This window comes from Paraburkholderia sprentiae WSM5005 (assembly GCF_001865575.2).
In the GTDB taxonomy this organism is placed as follows: domain Bacteria; phylum Pseudomonadota; class Gammaproteobacteria; order Burkholderiales; family Burkholderiaceae; genus Paraburkholderia; species Paraburkholderia sprentiae.
This window is the reverse complement of the sequence record NZ_CP017561.2, coordinates 2,029,207-2,047,538: the sequence shown is the minus strand read 5'-3', so window position 1 is coordinate 2,047,538 and position 18,332 is coordinate 2,029,207. Positions and strand designations below refer to the sequence as shown.

Annotated in this window: 13 protein-coding genes; 6 read left to right on the top strand and 7 right to left on the bottom strand. The window is 67.0% G+C overall.

Annotated elements, in window-relative coordinates:
* The first annotated feature begins 33 nt into the window (after nucleotides 1–33).
* The gene (locus tag BJG93_RS09315) at nucleotides 34–513 is read left to right on the top strand and encodes a glutathione peroxidase (RefSeq protein WP_027198012.1); all 480 of its coding nucleotides are present in this window, start codon (nucleotides 34–36) and stop codon (nucleotides 511–513) included.
* 10 nt (nucleotides 514–523) lie between these two features.
* Here BJG93_RS09315 and cls read toward each other — a convergent pair whose 3' ends face one another.
* The 6 genes from cls to dapC all read right to left on the bottom strand — a co-directional run bounded on the left by cls (nucleotide 524) and on the right by dapC (nucleotide 6,821).
* On the bottom strand, nucleotides 524–2,011 hold the full coding sequence (gene cls / locus BJG93_RS09310; protein WP_027198011.1) for a cardiolipin synthase: 1,488 nt from the start codon (nucleotides 2,009–2,011) through the stop codon (nucleotides 524–526).
* A gap of 145 nt (nucleotides 2,012–2,156) precedes the next feature.
* Nucleotides 2,157–3,041, bottom strand: a complete 885-nt coding sequence (prmB, locus tag BJG93_RS09305; protein ID WP_027198010.1) for a 50S ribosomal protein L3 N(5)-glutamine methyltransferase — start codon at nucleotides 3,039–3,041, stop codon at nucleotides 2,157–2,159.
* 13 nt (nucleotides 3,042–3,054) lie between these two features.
* Complete coding sequence (gene dapE, locus BJG93_RS09300; RefSeq protein WP_027198009.1) at nucleotides 3,055–4,194, bottom strand: succinyl-diaminopimelate desuccinylase; 1,140 nt, start codon at nucleotides 4,192–4,194, stop codon at nucleotides 3,055–3,057.
* A 141-nt stretch (nucleotides 4,195–4,335) separates the two neighbouring features.
* On the bottom strand, nucleotides 4,336–4,701 hold the full coding sequence (locus tag BJG93_RS09295) for an ArsC family reductase (RefSeq protein ID WP_027198008.1): 366 nt from the start codon (nucleotides 4,699–4,701) through the stop codon (nucleotides 4,336–4,338).
* Nucleotides 4,701–5,528 (bottom strand): 2,3,4,5-tetrahydropyridine-2,6-dicarboxylate N-succinyltransferase, encoded by an 828-nt coding sequence (dapD, locus tag BJG93_RS09290; RefSeq protein ID WP_027198007.1) that lies wholly within the window; start codon nucleotides 5,526–5,528, stop codon nucleotides 4,701–4,703. The genes BJG93_RS09295 and dapD overlap by 1 nt, the downstream gene beginning before the upstream one ends.
* A 72-nt stretch (nucleotides 5,529–5,600) precedes the next feature.
* A complete protein-coding gene (dapC, locus tag BJG93_RS09285; protein WP_027198006.1) occupies nucleotides 5,601–6,821 on the bottom strand; it encodes a succinyldiaminopimelate transaminase in 1,221 nt (406 codons plus the stop codon).
* Nucleotides 6,822–7,137: 316 nt separating this feature from the next.
* On the opposite strand from dapC, the gene BJG93_RS09280 reads away from it, so the two are divergent.
* The 5 genes from BJG93_RS09280 (at nucleotide 7,138) to def (ending at nucleotide 16,066) form a co-directional block, all read left to right on the top strand.
* A complete protein-coding gene (locus BJG93_RS09280; RefSeq protein WP_027198005.1) occupies nucleotides 7,138–8,175 on the top strand; it encodes a DMT family transporter in 1,038 nt (345 codons plus the stop codon).
* A 183-nt stretch (nucleotides 8,176–8,358) separates the two neighbouring features.
* Complete coding sequence (gene smc / locus BJG93_RS09275; protein ID WP_027198004.1) at nucleotides 8,359–11,877, top strand: chromosome segregation protein SMC; 3,519 nt, start codon at nucleotides 8,359–8,361, stop codon at nucleotides 11,875–11,877.
* A 112-nt stretch (nucleotides 11,878–11,989) separates the two neighbouring features.
* A complete protein-coding gene (locus BJG93_RS09270; RefSeq protein ID WP_027198003.1) occupies nucleotides 11,990–13,303 on the top strand; it encodes a cell division protein ZipA C-terminal FtsZ-binding domain-containing protein in 1,314 nt (437 codons plus the stop codon).
* 166 nt (nucleotides 13,304–13,469) lie between these two features.
* Nucleotides 13,470–15,533 (top strand): NAD-dependent DNA ligase LigA, encoded by a 2,064-nt coding sequence (ligA, locus tag BJG93_RS09265; RefSeq protein WP_027198002.1) that lies wholly within the window; start codon nucleotides 13,470–13,472, stop codon nucleotides 15,531–15,533.
* The gene (gene def / locus BJG93_RS09260) at nucleotides 15,533–16,066 is read left to right on the top strand and encodes a peptide deformylase (RefSeq protein WP_027198001.1); all 534 of its coding nucleotides are present in this window, start codon (nucleotides 15,533–15,535) and stop codon (nucleotides 16,064–16,066) included. The genes ligA and def overlap by 1 nt, the downstream gene beginning before the upstream one ends.
* 119 nt (nucleotides 16,067–16,185) lie before the next feature.
* Here the strand turns inward: def and BJG93_RS09255 are convergent, their stop codons facing one another.
* Nucleotides 16,186–18,327, bottom strand: coding sequence for a pseudouridine synthase (locus tag BJG93_RS09255; protein ID WP_082194643.1), 2,142 nt, complete (start codon nucleotides 18,325–18,327; stop codon nucleotides 16,186–16,188).
* Between the last annotated feature and the right edge of the window lie 5 nt (nucleotides 18,328–18,332).

Sequence of the window (18,332 nt, the reverse complement as noted above, 5' to 3'; positions counted from 1 at the left end):
TGGCATAGACTGACGGCTTTCAGGGGAGAGCACATGACATCGATCTATTCGTTTTCGGCGCGCACGCTCGGCGGCGAGGAAGCGAGTCTCGCGACGTACCAAGGCAAGGTTCTGCTGATCGTCAATACCGCGAGCGAATGCGGGTTCACGCCACAGTACGCGGGCTTACAGAAGCTGTACGACACGTACGCGGCGCGCGGGCTCGCGGTGCTCGGTTTTCCGTGCAACCAGTTCGGCAAGCAGGAGCCGGGCGACGCGGCGCAGATCGGCGGCTTCTGCGAGAAGAACTACGGCGTGACGTTTCCGATGTTCGACAAGATCGACGTGAACGGTCCGAATGCGCACCCGCTGTTCCGCTACCTGACGATCGAGGCGCCGGGGCTGCTTGGCCTCGAGGCAATCAAGTGGAATTTCACGAAGTTTCTGATCGGCCGCGACGGCAACGTCGTCAAGCGCTATGCACCGCTGACCAAGCCCGAGGCGATCACCGGGGATATCGAAGCGCTGCTGTAAGCGGGTGCGCCTACAGGATCGGCGAAAAGAGCCGCGCAACGTGCATCAGCATGCGTCGCAGCGCGTGCGCGTTGCGGTACTCGTCGCGGTCGATTTCGCGCGACTCGGCGAAGTCGTCGAGCAGCATCGTTTCGACTTCGAGCGCGAAGCCGCGGTCGACGGTCAGCACCATGATCTCGAAGTTCAGGCGAAACGAACGGTTGTCGAGGTTGGCGCTGCCGATCGCGGCCGCGCTGCTGTCGATCAGCACGACCTTCTGATGCAGGAAACCCGGCTGATAGCGGAAGATGCGAATGCCCGCGCGTAGCGAGTCGTACGCATAGAGCTTCGATGCGGCGAACACCACCCGGTGATCGCGCCGGCTCGGAATCAGGATGCGTACGTCGACGCCGCGCAGCGCCGCGAGCCGCAGCGCGGCGAACACGGCTTCGTCGGGCACGAGGTAGGGCGTCGTGATCCAGATGCGTTCACGCGCGGCGTTGATCGCCTCGACGAAAAACAGCGAGCAGGTCTCCTGTCTGTCGGCCGGACCGCTCGGCAGCACGAGGCAGTGCATGTTGTTCGCGGCACGTTCGTTGGCGCCGTCGCGGCCGGGCTGCTCGACGCACGGCTCGGCTGAATCGGCGGCCGGCGCGTCGAACTCGGGCAACTGCTGCGTGGCCCAGTACCAGTCCTCGATAAAGACGAACTGGATGCTGGCGACCGCCGGGCCGCGCACCTCGATGTGAGTATCCCGCCACGGCGACAGCGGCGGCTTCGCGCCCAGATATTCGACACCGACGTTGTGACCGCCAACAAACGCGCGCTCGCCGTCGACCGACACGATCTTGCGGTGATTGCGGAAGTTCAGTTGCAGACGGTTGACGAAGCGGCGGTTCGTCGCGAACGGATGAGTTTCGATACCGGCCGCGCGCAGCGCCGCGACGTACCGGTGCGGCAGATCGAAACTGCCGATGCTGTCATACAGGAAGTAGACCCGCACGCCCTGTTTCGCTTTCGCGATCAGTGCATCCTTCAGCATGCCGCCGAGCGCGTCGTCGCGCACGATGAAGAACTGCACGATCACGTAGCGGCGCGCGTTCTCGATCGCGTCGAAGATCGCCTCGAAAGTCGCCGTGCCGTTGACCAGCGTGCGCACGGAATTGCCGGGCAGGAACGGCATGCCGCCGAGGCGCGTCAAAGAGTGCACGAGCCGCGAGCCGAGCTGCTGCGTCGGCACGCCGGCCGACGACGCCTGGGTGTCCCACACCTGCGGATGCGCGCGCGTGCGCAGCAGCTCGTTTTCGACGCGGCGCGCGTCCGCATAGCCGGCGAACTTGCTGCGGCCGAGGAACAGGTAGGGCACGAGCGTCAGATAAGGCATCGCGACCAGCGACACGGCCCACGCGATCGCGCCTTGCGAGGTGCGGGTATGGAGAATCGCGTGAGCGGCCGCGACGATGCCGAGAATATGGGCAAGCGCAACCAGCGTGCCGACGTGAAGCAGGTCGAATGACATAAGCTCGCGAACAGTTGGCGGAGCGCGTCGGGCAACGGGTCCAGGCGGCGGTCGCGGGCAACGCTACGCGCTGTCGCGGCGATTGCTCGCAACCCTGCCTGAGAACCGCGCTTGACACGACGATCAGACGGACAGCATGCGGGAGTTAGACCGGCAAGTCGCTGGCCTGGATCAGGAACACGTTGTCGTCGCCGGCGCTAGTCGACAGCCACACGAGATCGAGACCGCCGAACGCCGCTTCGACGTGCTCGCGTTCGTTGCCGATCTCGATGACGAGCACGCCGGCTTCGGTCAGCCAGTTGCGCGCGTCGGCGATGATCCGGCGCACGATGTCCATGCCGTCCGCGCCACCGGCGAGCGCCATCTCCGGCTCGTGCCTGTATTCGGCCGGCAGCTCCTGCATCGACGTGGCGTTCACGTACGGCGGGTTGCTGATGATCACGTCGTAGCGGCGTTCGGCGAGCGGCGCGTACAGATCGCCTTCGAACAGCGCGATGCGCTCGTCGAGGTGGTAATCCATCACGTTGCGCGTCGCGACTTCGAGCGCGGGCGCGGACAGATCGACCGCGTCGACGTCGGCGTTCTGGAACGCGTGCGCGGCGAGAATCGCGAGACACCCGGACCCGGTGCACAGCTCGAGCACCGCGCCGACCTGCTCGGGATCCTCGACGTACGGCTGCAGGCCGTCCTGCAACAGTTCGCCGATGAACGAGCGCGGCACGATCACGCGCTCGTCGACGTGGAAGCGATAGCCGTGCATCCACGCTTCCTGCGTGATGTACGCGGCCGGCACGCGGTCGGCGGCGCGCCGCTCGATGACCTTCAGCACCGCCTCGATTTCGGCGGTGGTCAGGCGCGCGTCGAGAAACGGTTCGAGCAGGTCGAGCGGCAAGTGCAGCGTATGCAGGATCAGATAGGCGGCTTCGTCGTAGGCATTGGCCGAGCCGTGGCCGAACGACAGCTTGGCCTCGCTAAAACGCGACACTGCATAACGCAGCAGGTCGCGGACGGTGCAAAAAGGAAGCGTCATCGAAAGTTCCTGGTTACGCAACGAGTTGTTCGAGCACGCGGCGATACACGTTCTTCAGCGGCTCGATATGGGCGACTTCGATATGTTCGTCGATCTTGTGGATGCTCGCGTTCAGCGGGCCGAACTCGATTACCTGTTTGCAGATGCGCGCGATGAAGCGGCCGTCCGACGTGCCGCCGGTGGTCGAGAGCTGGGTGTCCACGCCGGTCTCGTCCTTGATCGCCTGCGCGAGCGCGCTCGACAGCTCGCCACGCGGGGTGAGAAACGGCAGGCCGCTCACGGTCCATTGCAGTTCGTATTCGAGGCCGTGTTTGTCGAGAATCGCATGCACGCGCTTTTGCAGTCCTTCGACGGTGCTCGCGGTCGAGAAGCGGAAGTTGAACATCACGTCCGCGTGGCCGGGAATCATGTTGGTCGCGCCGGCGCCGCTGTGAAGGTTCGACACCTGCCAGGTGGTCGGCGGGAAATATTCGTTGCCATCGTCCCAGCGCTCGGCGACGAGTTCGGCGAGCGCCGGCGCGAGCAGGTGCACCGGATTCTTCGCCAGATGCGGGTAGGCGATGTGGCCCTGCACGCCTTTGACGATCAGCTTGCCCGACATCGAGCCGCGCCGGCCGTTCTTGACCATGTCGCCGAAACGCTCGCTGGAAGTCGGCTCGCCTACGATGCAGTAGTCCACGCGCTCGCCGCGCTGCTGCAATGCTTCGACGACCTTGACGGTGCCGTCGGTCGCGGGGCCTTCCTCGTCGCTCGTGATCAGGAACGCGATCGAGCCGCGGTGTTCGGGGTTCGCCGCCACGAACTCCTCGCTCGCGACGACGAAGCCGGCAATTGATGCCTTCATGTCCGCCGCGCCGCGGCCGTACAGCTTGCCGTCGCGCTGGGTCGGTTCGAATGGCGCCGATTGCCACTGTTCGAGCGGGCCGGTCGGGACCACGTCGGTGTGGCCGGCGAACGCGAGCAGCTTGCCCCGCGTGCCGTCGACGCCGCGCTTGACGGCCCACAGGTTCGTCACGCCGTTGGATTCGATCGTCTCGTGCTCGAAGCCGAGCGCGGCCAGGCGCTCGATCAACAGACGCTGGCAATGCTGGTCGTCGGGCGTCACGGACGCGCGCGCGATCAGTTGTTCGGTAAGGGCGAGGGTGCCGGACATGGATTCAGTGCAAGCCACTTTGAAATGAAAAAATGCCGGCTCGCGGTGACGCACCGCAGCCGGCAACAGCCTTTGAAGGACGCGGCGCGAGGCCGCGCGTTTTGCTACCTTGTGCTCGAGCCTGGCGCTTCGGCGTTGTGTTCAAGCAAACAGCGCCGCGTACTCGTCCGCGGAAAAACCGAGCGACTTCACGCGCCCGTTTACGACCAGCACCGGCCGCTTGATGACCGACGGCTTGTGGATCATCAGCGCGATGGCGCCCGACTGCGTTTGCGCGGCCGCCTTCATGTCGTCGGACAGCCCGCGCCAGGTCGTGCCGCGGCGGTTCAGCAGCGCGTCGAGCTGGACGTCCTTGAGCCAGTCCTGCACGAGAGGCTCGGTCACGCCGGCCTTCTTGAAGTCGTGAAACTCGAACTCGACGCCGTGCTCTTCGAGCCATACGCGCGCCTTCTTCACGGTATCGCAGTTCGGAATGCCGTAGACGACGGTTGTGGTGCCGCGCGCCATCAGTCGCCTCGCAGCAGTTCGTTCAGGCCGACCTTCGCGCGCGTCTTCGCGTCGACCTTCTTGACGATGACCGCGCAGTAGAGGCTGTGCGTGCCGTCCTTCGACGGCAGGTTGCCCGCCACCACGACCGAGCCCGCCGGAATGCGGCCGTACGTGACCTGGCCGGTTTCGCGGTCGTAGATCTTGGTGCTCTGGCCGAGGTACACACCCATCGAGATCACCGAGTTTTCCTCGACGATCACGCCTTCGACGACTTCCGAGCGCGCGCCGATGAAGCAGTTGTCTTCGATGATGACCGGGTTCGCCTGCAGCGGCTCCAGCACGCCGCCGATGCCGACGCCGCCCGACAGGTGCACGTTCTTGCCGATCTGTGCGCACGAGCCGACGGTCGCCCACGTGTCGACCATCGTGCCTTCGTCGACGTACGCGCCGATGTTGGTGTACGACGGCATCAGCACGACGTTCTTCGCGATGAACGAGCCGCGCCGCGCGATCGCGGGCGGCACCACGCGGAAGCCGCCGGCGGCGAAGTCTTCAGCGGTGTAGTTGGCGAACTTCGACGGCACCTTGTCGTAGAACTGGCTATAGCCGCCGGCCGGCAACGGCGCGTTGTCCTCGAGGCGAAACGATAGCAGCACGGCCTTCTTCAGCCATTGGTTGACGACCCAGTCGCCGTCCTTCTTTTCGGCGACGCGCAGCGCGCCCTTATCGAGTTGCTCGATCGCGTGGGCGACGGCTTCACGCACGTCGGCCGGCGCGGCTTTCGGCGACAGCTCGGCGCGGTTGTCCCAGGCGGTATCGATGATGCTCTGAAGTTGTTGCGACATATGCGTGATTTTCTGAAGAGTTGAAGTCTGAAGAAGGGGGTGCCATGCGGCTCAGCGAGGCTCAGGCTGCACTCAGTGGACACTGAGCGAGCGGCAGAATTCGACGATCCGCTGCGCGCCCGCCGTGCATTCGTCGACGTCGGCGACGAGCGCGAGGCGCACGAAATTGCGGCCGGGGTTCACGCCGTGCGCGGTGCGCGCGAGGAACGAGCCCGGCAGAACCGTCACATTATAGTCGGCGTAAAGGCGCTGGGCGAACTCGGTGTCCGTGAGGCCGGTGCGCTCGACGTTGGCCCACAGGTAGAAGGCGGCGTCGGGCAGGCGCACGTCGAGCACGTCGGCGAGCATCGGCGTGACGGTCGTGAACTTCCGTAGGTACTTCGCGCGGTTCTCGCGCACGTGCGTCTCGTCGCTCCATGCGACCACGCTCGCGCTTTGGAACACCGTCGAGAGCGCCGCGCCGTGGTACGTGCGGTACAGCAGGAACGCCTTGAGAATCGCGGCGTCGCCGGCGACGAAGCCCGAGCGCATGCCCGGCACGTTCGAGCGCTTCGACAGACTCGACAGCATCACGAGGCGCTCGAAGCCGCGTCCGAGCTTGTGCGCCGCTTCGAGGCCGCCGAGCGGCGGCTTCGATTCGTCGAAATAGATTTCCGAGTAGCACTCGTCCGACGCGATCACGAAGCCGTAGCGGTCCGACAGCGCGAACAGTTCGCGCCAGTCGTCGAGCGTGAGCACCGCGCCGGTCGGGTTGCCGGGCGAGCAGACGTACAGCAGTTGCGTGCGGGCCCAGACGTCGGCGGGCACCGCCGAGTAGTCGCACGCGAAGTTGCGCGCCGGGTCGCTGTTGACGAAGTAGGGCTGGGCGCCGCCGAGCAGCGCCGCGCCTTCGTAGATTTGGTAGAACGGGTTCGGACAGAGTACGATCGCAGGCTCGCTGTCGGCAGCGCGGCGCGCATCGAGCACCGTCTGCGCGAGCGCGAACAGCGCCTCGCGCGAGCCCGACACCGGCAGCACTTCGGTGAGCGGATCGAGCGACGGCAGGTCGTAGCGCTGCGTGATCCATTTCGCGATCGACTCGCGCAGCGGCGCCGAGCCGAGCGTGGCCGGGTACGCGGCGAGGCCGCCGAGCGAATCGATGACAGCGTCGCGGATCAGCGGCGGGGTCGGATGTTTCGGCTCGCCGATGCCGAAGCTGATGTGCGCGAGGCCGGCCGGCGGCGTGACGTCCTTGAAAAGCAGGCGCAGCTTTTCGAACGGATAGGGCTGAAGGGAGTCGAGTAGCGGATTCACGGACGAAATGGCCTGATCGGGATGAACGCGGACGAGTGGCGGGACAGCCGGGCGAGAACCGGGCACGCGCGGCGGCGGGCGGCGGCGAGCCGACGATTATAGCGTGGCGCACCCGCAGACCCGGCCGAAGCTTGCGGCGCGGCTCGCGGCAGCAATCCGCCAGCCGGCGCATCGAGGCGCCGCAACGGGAACGGCGCGAATCCCCCACGATTCCCGTAACAGGATACGCAGGAGCAGCAATGTACGCAGCAGTTCGGGAGACCGCCAGCTCGACCCTCATACGACTCGCCCACGACGCCCGCCGGAGCCGCGCCCCATGACCAGCTGGCTGCGCAACGGCTGGCCGACGCTCGCCATCATGCTGGGCGCGTCGGTCTGGGGGATGGTCTGGTATCCGCTGCGGATGCTCGCTGCGCTCGGCGTGACCGGTACCGCCGCGAGCGCGCTCACGAGCGGCACCGGCTGCCTGTTCGTGCTGCTCGTGCGGCGCCGCGCGGTGAAGACCGTGCGTTGGCACTGGCTGCTGCCGGCGCTCGCGCTCGCCGCGGGCGTCACGAATCTCGGCTTCGTGTGGGGCGCGATCCATGGTCAGGTGATGCGCGTGCTGTTGCTGTTCTATCTGACGCCCGCCTGGACCGCGCTGTTCGCGCATTTCATCCTGCACGAGCGACTCACGTGGTCGGGCGCGGCGCTGGCCGCGCTGTCGCTCGCGGGGGCGATGACGATGCTGTGGTCGCCGCGGCTCGGCATCCCGGTGCCCGGCAATCCCGCCGAATGGGCCGGCCTCGCCGGCGGCATGGGCTTCGCGATGAGCAATGTACTGATCCTGAAGACAAGCCGCGTGCTGCCGGACATGAAGCCCGAAATGCGCACCGCGACGATCTTCGGCGGCGCGGCGCTGTTGGGCGCGCTCGTGTCGCTGTTCGAGCCGATGCCCGCGCCGCCCGTCGGCGCGCATCTGGGCACGGCGGCGCTGCTCGTGCTCGGTCTCGGTCTGCTGCTCGCGTCCAACAACATGCTCGTGCAGTACGGACTGTCGCGCGTGCCGGCCAATCGCGCGTCGATCATCATGCTGTTCGAGCTGGTCGTGACGGCGTTGTCGGCGTGGCTGTTCGCCGGCGAAATACCGGGGCCGCGCGAATGGGCGGGAGGCGCGTGCATCGTGCTCGCGTCGGCATTGTCGAGCTGGGTGCATCGCACGAAGGCGGTGCCGCCCGATCCGGCCATCGGGGAGCCGGACCCGCCCGGCGGGCGCGACGGCGGCGAAGGCGGACAGGGCAGCGGGCACGGCCGTGACGGCGACAGTGACGACCACCAAAAGGGCGGCAAGAATCGTCCACGCGCGATGGTATGATTCCCCCTCATTAGCCGGCGCATGCGCACCTGCGTGTGCCTCAGACGTGCATGAGCGCGTGCGGCCGGCGACCAAATTGCGAAGGCTCGCGAGGTTGCGTGGGCCGTCCCGCCGCGGCGGTGAACGACTGGCGCAACCTCGCGAGCCACCTATCATTCTCTCTTTTCAAACAGCGAAATCGCCGTGCGTCTCACCTCGATCAAACTCGCTGGTTTCAAATCCTTCGTCGATCCCACGCACTTCCAGGTCCCCGGCCAGTTGGTTGGCGTGGTCGGACCGAACGGCTGCGGCAAATCCAACATCATCGACGCCGTGCGCTGGGTGCTCGGCGAATCTCGCGCCTCTGAATTGCGCGGCGAGTCGATGCAGGACGTGATCTTCAACGGCTCGACCGCCCGCAAGCCGGGCAGCCGCGCGAGCGTCGAACTCGTGTTCGACAACGCCGACGGCCGCGCCGCCGGCCAGTGGGGCCAATATGCGGAGATCGCCGTCAAGCGCGTGCTAACGCGCGACGGCACCTCGAGCTACTACATCAACAATCTTCCGGCGCGGCGCCGCGACATCCAGGACATCTTCCTCGGCACCGGCCTCGGGCCGCGTGCGTACGCCATCATCGGGCAGGGCATGATCGCGCGGTTGATCGAGGCGAAGCCCGAAGAGCTGCGCGTGTTTCTCGAAGAAGCCGCCGGCGTGTCGAAATACAAGGAACGCCGCCGCGAAACCGAGAACCGTTTGCACGACACGCGCGAGAACCTGACGCGCGTCGAGGACATCATCCGCGAGCTCGGCGCGAATCTCGAGAAGCTGGAGGGGCAGGCGGTCGTCGCAACGCGCTATCGCGAGCTGCAAAGCGACGGCGAGGAAAAGCAGCGGCTGTTATGGCTGTTGCGCAAGAACGAGGCGGCCGGTGAGCAGCAGCGCCAGCAGCGCGCAATCGAACAGGCGCAGATCGATCTCGAAGCGCAAACCGCGAAGCAGCGTGAAGTCGAGGCGGAACTCGAAACGCTGCGCGTCGCGCATTATTCGGCGAGTGATGCGATGCAGGGCGCGCAGGGCGCGCTGTACGAAGCGAACGCCGAAGTGAGCCGGCTGGAAGCCGAGATCCGCTTCATCGTCGAATCGCGCAACCGCGTGCAGGCGCAGATCGCCGCGCTGACGGCGCAGCGCGAGCAGTGGCAGTCGCAGGCCGACAAGGCGCAGGACGACATCGCCGACGCCGAAGAGCAACTGGCCGTCGCCGAAGAAAAAGCCGTGCTCGCTGAAGACGCCGCCGCCGCGAAGCACGATGCGCTGCCCGCGCTCGAAGCGCGCTGGCGCGACGCCCAGGCGGAGCTCAATACCGAGCGCGGCGGCATCGCGCAAACGGAGCAGGCGCTGAAGCTCGAAGCCGCGCATCAGCGCAATGCCGATCAGCAGTTGCAGCAGTTGCAGCAGCGCCATGAGCGGCTGAAATCGGAACAGGGCGGCCTCGACGCGCCCGACGAAGCGCAGCTCGAGGAGTTGCGCATGCAGCTCGTCGAGCACGAGGAAATCCTTCACGACGCACAGGCGCGCCTTGCCGATGCGCAGGAGGCGCTGCCGCGGCTCGACGGCGAACGCCGCGCCGCGCAGGAGCGCGTGCAGGCAGAAAGCGCGCAGATCCATCAGCTCGACGCGCGCCTCGCCGCGCTCAAGCAGTTGCAGGAAAACGTGCAGACCGAAGGCAAGATCCAGCCGTGGCTCGACAAGCACGAGCTGGGGAGCCTGCCGCGTCTGTGGAAGAAACTGCATGTCGAGGCCGGTTGGGAAACCGCGCTCGAAGCGGTGCTGCGCGAGCGCCTCGCCGCGCTCGAAGTGTCGAATCTCGACTGGGTCAAGGCGTTCGCCACCGATGCGCCACCGGCCAAGCTCGCGTTCTACGCGCCGCCCGCGGCCGGTCAGCCGGCCCCGGCGGCGGGCGCGCTGCGCTCGCTGCTGTCGCTCGTGCGCATCGAAGACGCGGGCATCCGCGCGGTACTGACCGACTGGCTCGGCCTCGCATTCGTCGCCGACGATCTGCAGCAGGCGCTTTCTATGCGCGCGCAGCTGCCCGAGGGCGGCGCGTTCATCGTGAAGGCGGGGCACGTGGTCACGCGCGTCGGCGTGCAGCTGTACGCGGCCGATTCCGAGCAGGCCGGCATGCTCGCGCGCCAGCAGGAAATCGAAAACCTCGGCCGCCAGGTGCGCGCGCAGGCCCTACTCGCCGACGAGGCGAAGGCCGCCGCGATCCGCGCCGAAGCCGCCCACACGCAGGCCGCGCAGGCGCTCGCCGAGATGCGCCAGCAGACCGAACGCGCGACGCAGCGGGTGCACGCGTTGCAGATGGACGTGCTCAAGCTCACTCAGGCGCACGAACGCTATACGCAGCGCAGCACGCAGATTCGCGAGGAACTCGACGAGATCGTCGCGCAGATCGACGAGCAGCGGGCGCTGCGCGCCGAATCGGAAGCGAACTTCGAGCGTCACGATGGCGAACTTGCCGAACTGCAGGCGCGCTTCGAAGATCACCAGCTCGCCTTCGAATCGCTCGACGAAGACCTGACGACCGCCCGCGGCGAAGCGCGCGATCTCGACCGCGCCGCCACCGACGCGCGCTTCGCCGCGCGCAACATGGCGAACCGCATCGACGAATTGAAGCGCAGCATCCAGGTCGCGCACGAGCAGAGCGAGCGCGTCGCGGGCGCGCTTGAAGACGCGCGCGCCGAGCTGGAAACGATCAACGAGCAGACCGCGCACACCGGTCTGCAGGACGCGCTCGACATCCGCACCGCGAAAGAAGAGGCGCTGCGCGCCGCGCGCGTCGAGCTCGACGACTTGACCGCGAAACTGCGCTCGGCCGACGAGACGCGTTTGAGCGCCGAGCGCGCGTTGCAGCCGCTGCGCGACCGTATCAGCGAGTTGCAGTTGAAGGAGCAGGCTGCGCGCATCAACGGCGAGCAGTTCGTCGAGCAGTTGAGCGCGGCCGGTGTCGATGAAGCCGAGCTGCAAGCCAAGCTGACGCCGGACATGAAGCCGTCGTACCTGCAGGGCGAAGTCACGCGCATCAACAACGCGATCGTCGCGCTGGGGCCGGTCAACATGGCCGCGCTCGACGAGCTGAAGGCCGCGACCGAGCGCAAGAGCTTCCTCGATTCGCAGTCGGCCGATCTGACGAGCGCAATCGAAACGCTCGAAGACGCGATCCGCAAGATCGACGCCGAAACGCGCACGCTGCTGCAAAGCACGTTCGACGAAGTGAACCGGCATTTCGGCGAGCTGTTCCCGCGTCTATTCGGTGGCGGCCAGGCGAAGCTGATCATGACCGGCGACGAAATCCTCGACGCCGGCGTGCAGGTGATGGCGCAGCCGCCGGGCAAGAAGAATTCGACGATTCACCTGCTGTCGGGCGGCGAGAAAGCGCTGACCGCGACCGCGCTCGTGTTCGCGATGTTCCAGCTGAATCCCGCGCCGTTCTGTCTGCTCGACGAAGTGGACGCGCCGCTCGACGATGCCAACACCGAGCGTTTCGCGAATCTGGTACGGGCGATGTCGGACAAAACCCAGTTCCTGTTCATCTCGCACAACAAGATTGCGATGGAGATGGCGCAGCAGCTGATCGGCGTGACGATGCAGGAGCAGGGCGTCTCGCGGATCGTTGCGGTCGACATGGAAACGGCGGCGGGTTTCGCCCAGAATATCGTTTGAGTTAACGCCTTCGCGGGCATCCGCATCCAGCGCAGCGGCCTGATCGAGCGCCGCGCGGTACGTGGAGCGGACGAGAGGCCCGCGCGGATAAAGAATTGCTGATGGAGCATGCATGGACGAGTTGACACTCGGTTTGATCGGCGCGGGTGCCGTGGTGGTGGGGGGCGTCGTCGTATACAACGCGTGGCAGGGCGCGAAGGTGCGCCGCAAGATGCCGCGGCCGATGCCGGCCGACACCACCGAGAGCTTTGCGCGGGACGAGCATGAGGAGCAGAGCCCGTTCATCGAGCCGGCCCGGCCGAGCACGCGGCGCGAGCCGAGCGTGAGCGCCGAGGCAGCGCACCCGACCGCCGCGCGCGTCGAACCGACGTTCGGCGCGGGCGCCGCGCCGCTTGATACACCGGCCGATATCCAGGCTGAGATGACGTCACCGAACGGCTATCCGCCGGCGGACGCCATTGCCGGCGGCGACGGTGAGCATGCGGCGGCGCCCGGCGCGAACGCAGAGCGGCCCGCGGCAGAAGCGCTCCCGACCCAGCCCGCGCCCGGCGCCCAGCAGCGCGTCGAACCGATCCTGCCGGCCGCCACGACCATTTCGTCGGCACCGCCCGCGATCGTCGATCGACGCATCGACTGTATCGTGCCGATCCGGCTGAACGGCCCGGTAGCCGGCGACAAGGTGCTGCCGCTCGCGCAGCGCTTGCGCCGCGCGGGCAGCAAGCCGGTGCATATCGAGGGCAAGCCCGACGGCGGCGGCGCGTGGGAGCTGCTGCAGAACGGCACGCGCTACGAAGAACTGCGCGCCGCCGTTCAACTCGCCAACCGCAGCGGTGCGCTCAACGAACTCGAGTTTTCCGAATTCGTGACCGGTGTGCAGCAGTTGGCCGACACGCTCGATGCGGCGCCGGAATTCCCCGACATGCTCGAAACCGTCGCGATGGCGCGCGAGCTCGACGGCTTTGCGGCCCAGTGCGACGCGCAGTTGTCGATCAACGTGTTGTCGGACGGCGCGCCGTGGTCGGCCAACTACGTGCAGGCGGTCGCGTCGCAGGACGGTCTGCTGCTGTCGCGCGACGGCACGCGCTTCGTCAAGCTCGACGCGCGGCAAAGCCCGGTGTTCATGCTGCAGTTCGGCGACACCAACTTCTTGCGCGACGACCTCACCTACAAAGGCGGCGAGATGATCACGCTGGTGCTCGACGTGCCGGTTGCCGACGAAGACATTCTGCCGTTCCGTCTGATGTGCGATTACGCGAAGTCGCTGGCCGAGCGCATCGGCGGACGCGTGGTCGACGACGGTCGCCGGCCGCTGCCGGAAAGCGCGCTGCTCGCGATCGAAAAACAGTTGATGACGCTGTACGCGAAGCTCGAACAGGCCGGTATTCCGGCAGGTTCTCCGGCCACGCGGCGCCTGTTCAGCCAGTAAGCCTTTTGCAGCGTTCTACGCGTTTTGACGACGGCCGCACGATGTGCGGCCGTCGTCGTTTGCGGCCTACGTTGCAGCGCGGCGCGCGCCCATTCAGCGATGTAAAGGGGCACGCTTCCTGCGATAATTCGATGTCCGTCTTTGATCTCGAGAAGCTTCCGACAGCATGGCCCGATCCTCCGTCCCTCTTTCCGCAACCAACGCTCCCGCTGAGCGGGCCGCGTGGTTGCGCGCGGAACTCGAACGCGCGAACTACGCGTACTACGTGCTCGATCAACCGGACCTGCCGGACGCCGAGTACGACAAGCTGTTCAAGGAGTTGGAGCGCATCGAGGCCGAGCATCCGGATCTGATCGTGCCTGACTCGCCGACGCAGCGCGTCGGCGGCGAAGCCGCGAGCGGTTTCGAGCCGGTCGTGCATGATCTCCCGATGCTGTCGCTCAACAACGGTTTCGCCGACGAAGACATCGTCGCGTTCGACAAGCGCATCGGCGACGCGCTCGGCAACAATGCGAGCGAGTCGCCGGTACCGGTCGATTATGCGGCTGAGCTGAAATTCGACGGCCTCGCGATCTCACTGCGCTACGTCGACGGCGTGTTCGTGCAGGCGTCCACGCGCGGCGACGGCACGACTGGCGAGAACGTCACCGAAAACGTCCGCACGATCCGCTCGATTCCGCTGAGGCTCAAGGGCAAGCGCGTGCCACGCGTGCTCGACGTGCGCGGCGAAGTGCTGATGTTCAAGCGCGATTTCGAGCGCCTGAACGAACGCCAGCGCGCCGCCGGGCAACGCGAATTCGCGAACCCGCGCAACGCGGCGGCGGGCAGCTTGCGCCAGCTCGATTCGAAGATCACCGCGCAGCGGCCGCTGTCGTTTTTTGCGTATGGCATCGGCGTGCTGGAAGGCATCGAGATGCCGGCCACGCATAGCGAACTGCTCGACTGGTACAAGGAGATGGGCTTGCCGGTCAATGGCGAGCGCGCGGTCGTGCGAGGCGCCGAAGGCCTGCTCGGCTTTTTCCACGCGGTCGGCGAGAAGCGCGACAAGCTGCCGTACGACATCGACGGGGTGGTCTATAAGGTCAACCGGCGCGACGAGCAGGATGCGCTCGGCTTCGTGTCGCGTGCGCCGCGCTTCGCGCTCGCGCACAAATTCCCCGCCCAGGAAGCGCTGACCAGGCTCGTCGCGATCGACGTGCAGGTCGGCCGCACCGGCGCGATCACGCCGGTCGCGCGGCTCGAACCGGTGTTCGTCGGCGGCGCGACGGTCACGAACGCGACCTTGCACAACGAGGACGAAGTGCGCCGCAAGGACATCCGGATTGGCGATACGGTGATCGTGCGGCGCGCGGGCGACGTGATTCCGGAAGTGGTCAGCGCACTAGTCGACCGTCGTCCGGCCGACGTGCGCGAGTTCGTGATGCCGACGCAGTGCCCGGTATGCGGCTCGTCGATCGAGCGCTTGCCCGACGAGGCGATCGCGCGCTGCACGGGCGGACTCTTCTGTCCGGCGCAGCGCAAGCAGGCGTTGTGGCACTTCGCGCAGCGTCGCGCGCTCGATATCGACGGCCTCGGCGATAAGATCATCGATCAACTGGTCGAACAGAATCTGGTTCGCACGCCGGCCGACCTGTTCAATCTTGGCTTCGCGACGCTCGCGGAACTCGACCGCTTTGCCGACAAGTCCGCGCAGAACCTGCTCGACTCGCTCGAAAAAGCCAAGCACACGTCGCTCGCGCGCTTCATCTACGCGTTGGGGATTCGCCACGTCGGCGAGTCGACCGCGAAGGATCTCGCCAAGCACTTCGGCTCGCTCGATCCGATCATGGATGCGTCGCCGGAACAGCTGCTCGAAGTCAACGACGTGGGTCCGGTCGTCGCCGAATCGATCCATCAGTTTTTCGCCGAGGACCACAACCGCACGGTGATCGAGCAACTGCGCGCGCCGGGCAAGGTCACGTGGCCCGAGGGGCCGCCCGCGCCGAAGGCGGCGCAGGGCGTGCTGGCCGGCCAGACGGTCGTGCTGACCGGCACGCTGCCGAACCTGTCGCGCGAGGATGCAAAGGAAATGCTGGAGGCGGCCGGCGCGAAGGTGGCCGGGTCGGTATCGAAGAAAACCAGTTACGTGGTGGCGGGCGCGGACGCGGGCAGCAAACTCGCGAAAGCCGAGGAACTCGGCATCCCCGTACTCGACGAAGATGGTATGCGCAAGCTCCTGGAGGGGCACTGATGATTCACGACATTCTGAAGATGGGCGATCCGCGCCTGCTGCGAATCGCCGAGCCGGTCGACCGCTTCGACACGCCCGAACTGCACCGGCTCGTGGAAGACATGTTCGAGACCATGCACGACGCGAACGGCGCGGGTCTTGCCGCGCCGCAGATCGGCGTCGATCTGCAGGTGGTGATCTTCGGCTTCGGTTCGAACGCGCGCTATCCGGACGCGCCGCCGGTGCCGGAAACGGTGCTGATCAACCCGACCGTCACGCCGGTCTCGCAGGACATGGAAGAGAGCTGGGAGGGCTGCCTGTCGGTGCCGGGACTGCGCGGCGTGGTCAGCCGGTTTTCGATGATCCGCTATCACGGCTTCGATCAATTCGGCAAGCCGATCGATCGGGTCGCCGAGGGCTTTCACGCGCGGGTCGTGCAGCACGAATGCGATCATCTGATCGGCAAGCTGTATCCGATGCGGATTACCGATTTCTCGAAGTTCGGCTTTACCGAGACTCTGTTCCCGGATCTGGATCCGAATAGCGACGACTGACGGGGCTCAACGCTGATCGGGCAGCGCGGCCGCCGCCAATAAAAAACCCGCGCCTGTGTGCGCGGGTTTTTGTTGTCCTGATGCGCCTGCTCTGAACACGGAGGCGCGGCGGACGGGCCTCAGAACGACTCGTCTTGCGACAGATAGCGCCACTGTCCCGGCGGCAGCGCGCCGAGCATCACCTCGCCGATGCGAACCCGCTTCAGGCCCAGCACTTCCAGACCGACCAGTTCGCACATGCGGCGAATCTGACGCTTCTTGCCTTCGCGAAGCACGAAACGCAGTTGCTCGCCGTTCTGCCAGCTGACCTGCGCGGGCTTCAGCGCGACGTCGTCGAGCGACAGGCCGTGGCACAGCAGCGCGAGTTTTTCGGCCGGGAAGTGGCTTTCGACGTCGACGGTGCACTCGCCGTACGCGACGCGCACCAGATACTCCTTGTCCACTTCCGAATGACCGCCGATCAGTTGCTTCGCGATGCGGCCGTCCTGCGTCAGCACGAGCAGGCCGGTCGAATCGATGTCGAGACGCCCGGCCGGTGCGAGCTGGCGCAGATGCGACATCGAGAAGCTGATGCCCGAACGGTCGCCTTCCCAGCGATTCTCCGGCGTGACGAGCGTGATAGCCGGCTGATAGTCGTCCTCCGCCTGGCCCGAGACGAGCCCGACCGGCTTGTGAACGATCACGGTCACCTGGCTCGACTGAGCGGCTGCGGCGGCCGGGTCGATGTCGATGCGTTGATCGGGGAATACCTTCGCGCCGAGCGTATCGACGCGCTCGCCGTCGACCATGACCCAGCCTTTCTCGATCCATTCGTCGGCCTCGCGGCGCGAGCAAATGCCGAGTTTCGACATCAGCTTTGACAGACGCAGCATGCCCGGCGCGTCTTCGCGATCGCGGCGGGATGGGCGGGCGGCCTCGACGGTGGTGTCGATGGGCTGCGCCGCTTTGGCTGCTGACGCTCGCGGCTTCGCGGCGCGGGCTGGTCGGTCGTCACCGAAGCGGCGGCTCGCGGCTGGCAACGTGTCGTCGAAGCTGCGCGCAGGGCGCTCGCGACGCTCGGTGCGTTCGCCGGACTCGCGACGCGAGGGCGGACGATCGCCGCGTGCACCGTGCTCGCCGCGGTCCTCACGCGTCGCGTGCGCCGGACGCTCGGTACGCTCGCCGTAGCCGCCTTTTCCCGGCTTCGCGACGCTGCGCTCACCTTCGAAACGGCGCGGGGCGCTGTCGCTGCGCGCGCCTCGATCGCCGCCGCGACGCTGCTGCGGCTCACCGCGATCGCTACCGAAGCGCGGACGCTCGGCGCTATCGCGCTCGCGGCGCACCGGACGATCGCCACGGGCGCCGCCTTCCGACGGCCTGCCTGCGCCTGCGCGCGGACCGCTGAACGGACCGCGTTCGCCGGCGTCGCGGCGCGGTGCGCGTTGGTCAAAACTGCGAGGCGCGCGCTCGCCGCGCTCCGCGCTGCCTTCGAAACGACGCGGTGCGCGCTCGCCACGCTCGCTGAATTCGCGCCGAGGCGCACGCTCGCCGCGCTCCGCGCTGCCTTCGAAACGACGCGGTGCGCGCTCGCCACGCTCGCCGAATTCGCGTCGAGGCGCACGCTCGCCGCGCTCTGCGCTGCCTTCAAAACGACTCGGCGCACGTTCGCCACGCTCGCTGAATTCGCGCCGAGGCGCACGCTCGCCGCGCTCCGCGCTGCCTTCGAAACGACGCGGTGCGCGTTCGCCGCGCTCGCCGAATTCGCGCCGAGGCGCACGCTCGCCGCGCTCCGCGCTGCCTTCGAAACGACGCGGCGCACGTTCGCCACGCTCGCTGAATTCGCGCCGAGGCGCACGCTCGCCGCGCTCCGCGCTGCCTTCGAAACGACGCGGCGCGCGTTCGCCACGCTCGCCGAATCCCCGCCGAGGCGCACGTTCGCCGCGCTCTGCGCTGCCTTCGAAACGACGCGGTGCGCGCTCGCCACGCTCGGCCACACCTTCGAACCGGCGCGGCGCGCTCGTGGGAGCCGCGCCCCGACCGCGCGCGACCGACCCTTCGGCACGCGGCGTGCGCGCACCTGCGCCCGCCGGCTTAGCGCCAGCCGGCCGCTTCGCGCCGCTCCTCGTCGATGCCGCGCCTTCGCGGGTCGAGCCCGCCTCGGCCCCAAATGGGTTCGGCCGCGCTGGACGGGTCGGCTTACGCGCCGACGCGCTGCCCGAGCGGACAGGGGCGCGTTCGGATGATGCCGGCCGCGGATGCTTCGCTGTTAATTTGGTTCGCATGAATT

Coding starts and splice junctions, on each gene's coding strand:
- dapE (WP_027198009.1), bottom strand. CDS start 4,194: ATGTCCGGCACCCTCGCCCTTACCGAACAACTGATCGCGCGCGCGTCC.
- prmB (WP_027198010.1), bottom strand. CDS start 3,041: ATGACGCTTCCTTTTTGCACCGTCCGCGACCTGCTGCGTTATGCAGTG.
- BJG93_RS09295 (WP_027198008.1), bottom strand. CDS start 4,701: ATGGCGCGCGGCACCACAACCGTCGTCTACGGCATTCCGAACTGCGAT.
- BJG93_RS09315 (WP_027198012.1), top strand. CDS start 34: ATGACATCGATCTATTCGTTTTCGGCGCGCACGCTCGGCGGCGAGGAA.
- BJG93_RS09280 (WP_027198005.1), top strand. CDS start 7,138: ATGACCAGCTGGCTGCGCAACGGCTGGCCGACGCTCGCCATCATGCTG.
- ligA (WP_027198002.1), top strand. CDS start 13,470: ATGGCCCGATCCTCCGTCCCTCTTTCCGCAACCAACGCTCCCGCTGAG.
- dapD (WP_027198007.1), bottom strand. CDS start 5,528: ATGTCGCAACAACTTCAGAGCATCATCGATACCGCCTGGGACAACCGC.
- BJG93_RS09270 (WP_027198003.1), top strand. CDS start 11,990: ATGGACGAGTTGACACTCGGTTTGATCGGCGCGGGTGCCGTGGTGGTG.
- cls (WP_027198011.1), bottom strand. CDS start 2,011: ATGTCATTCGACCTGCTTCACGTCGGCACGCTGGTTGCGCTTGCCCAT.
- def (WP_027198001.1), top strand. CDS start 15,533: ATGATTCACGACATTCTGAAGATGGGCGATCCGCGCCTGCTGCGAATC.
- BJG93_RS09255 (WP_082194643.1), bottom strand. CDS start 18,327: ATGCGAACCAAATTAACAGCGAAGCATCCGCGGCCGGCATCATCCGAA.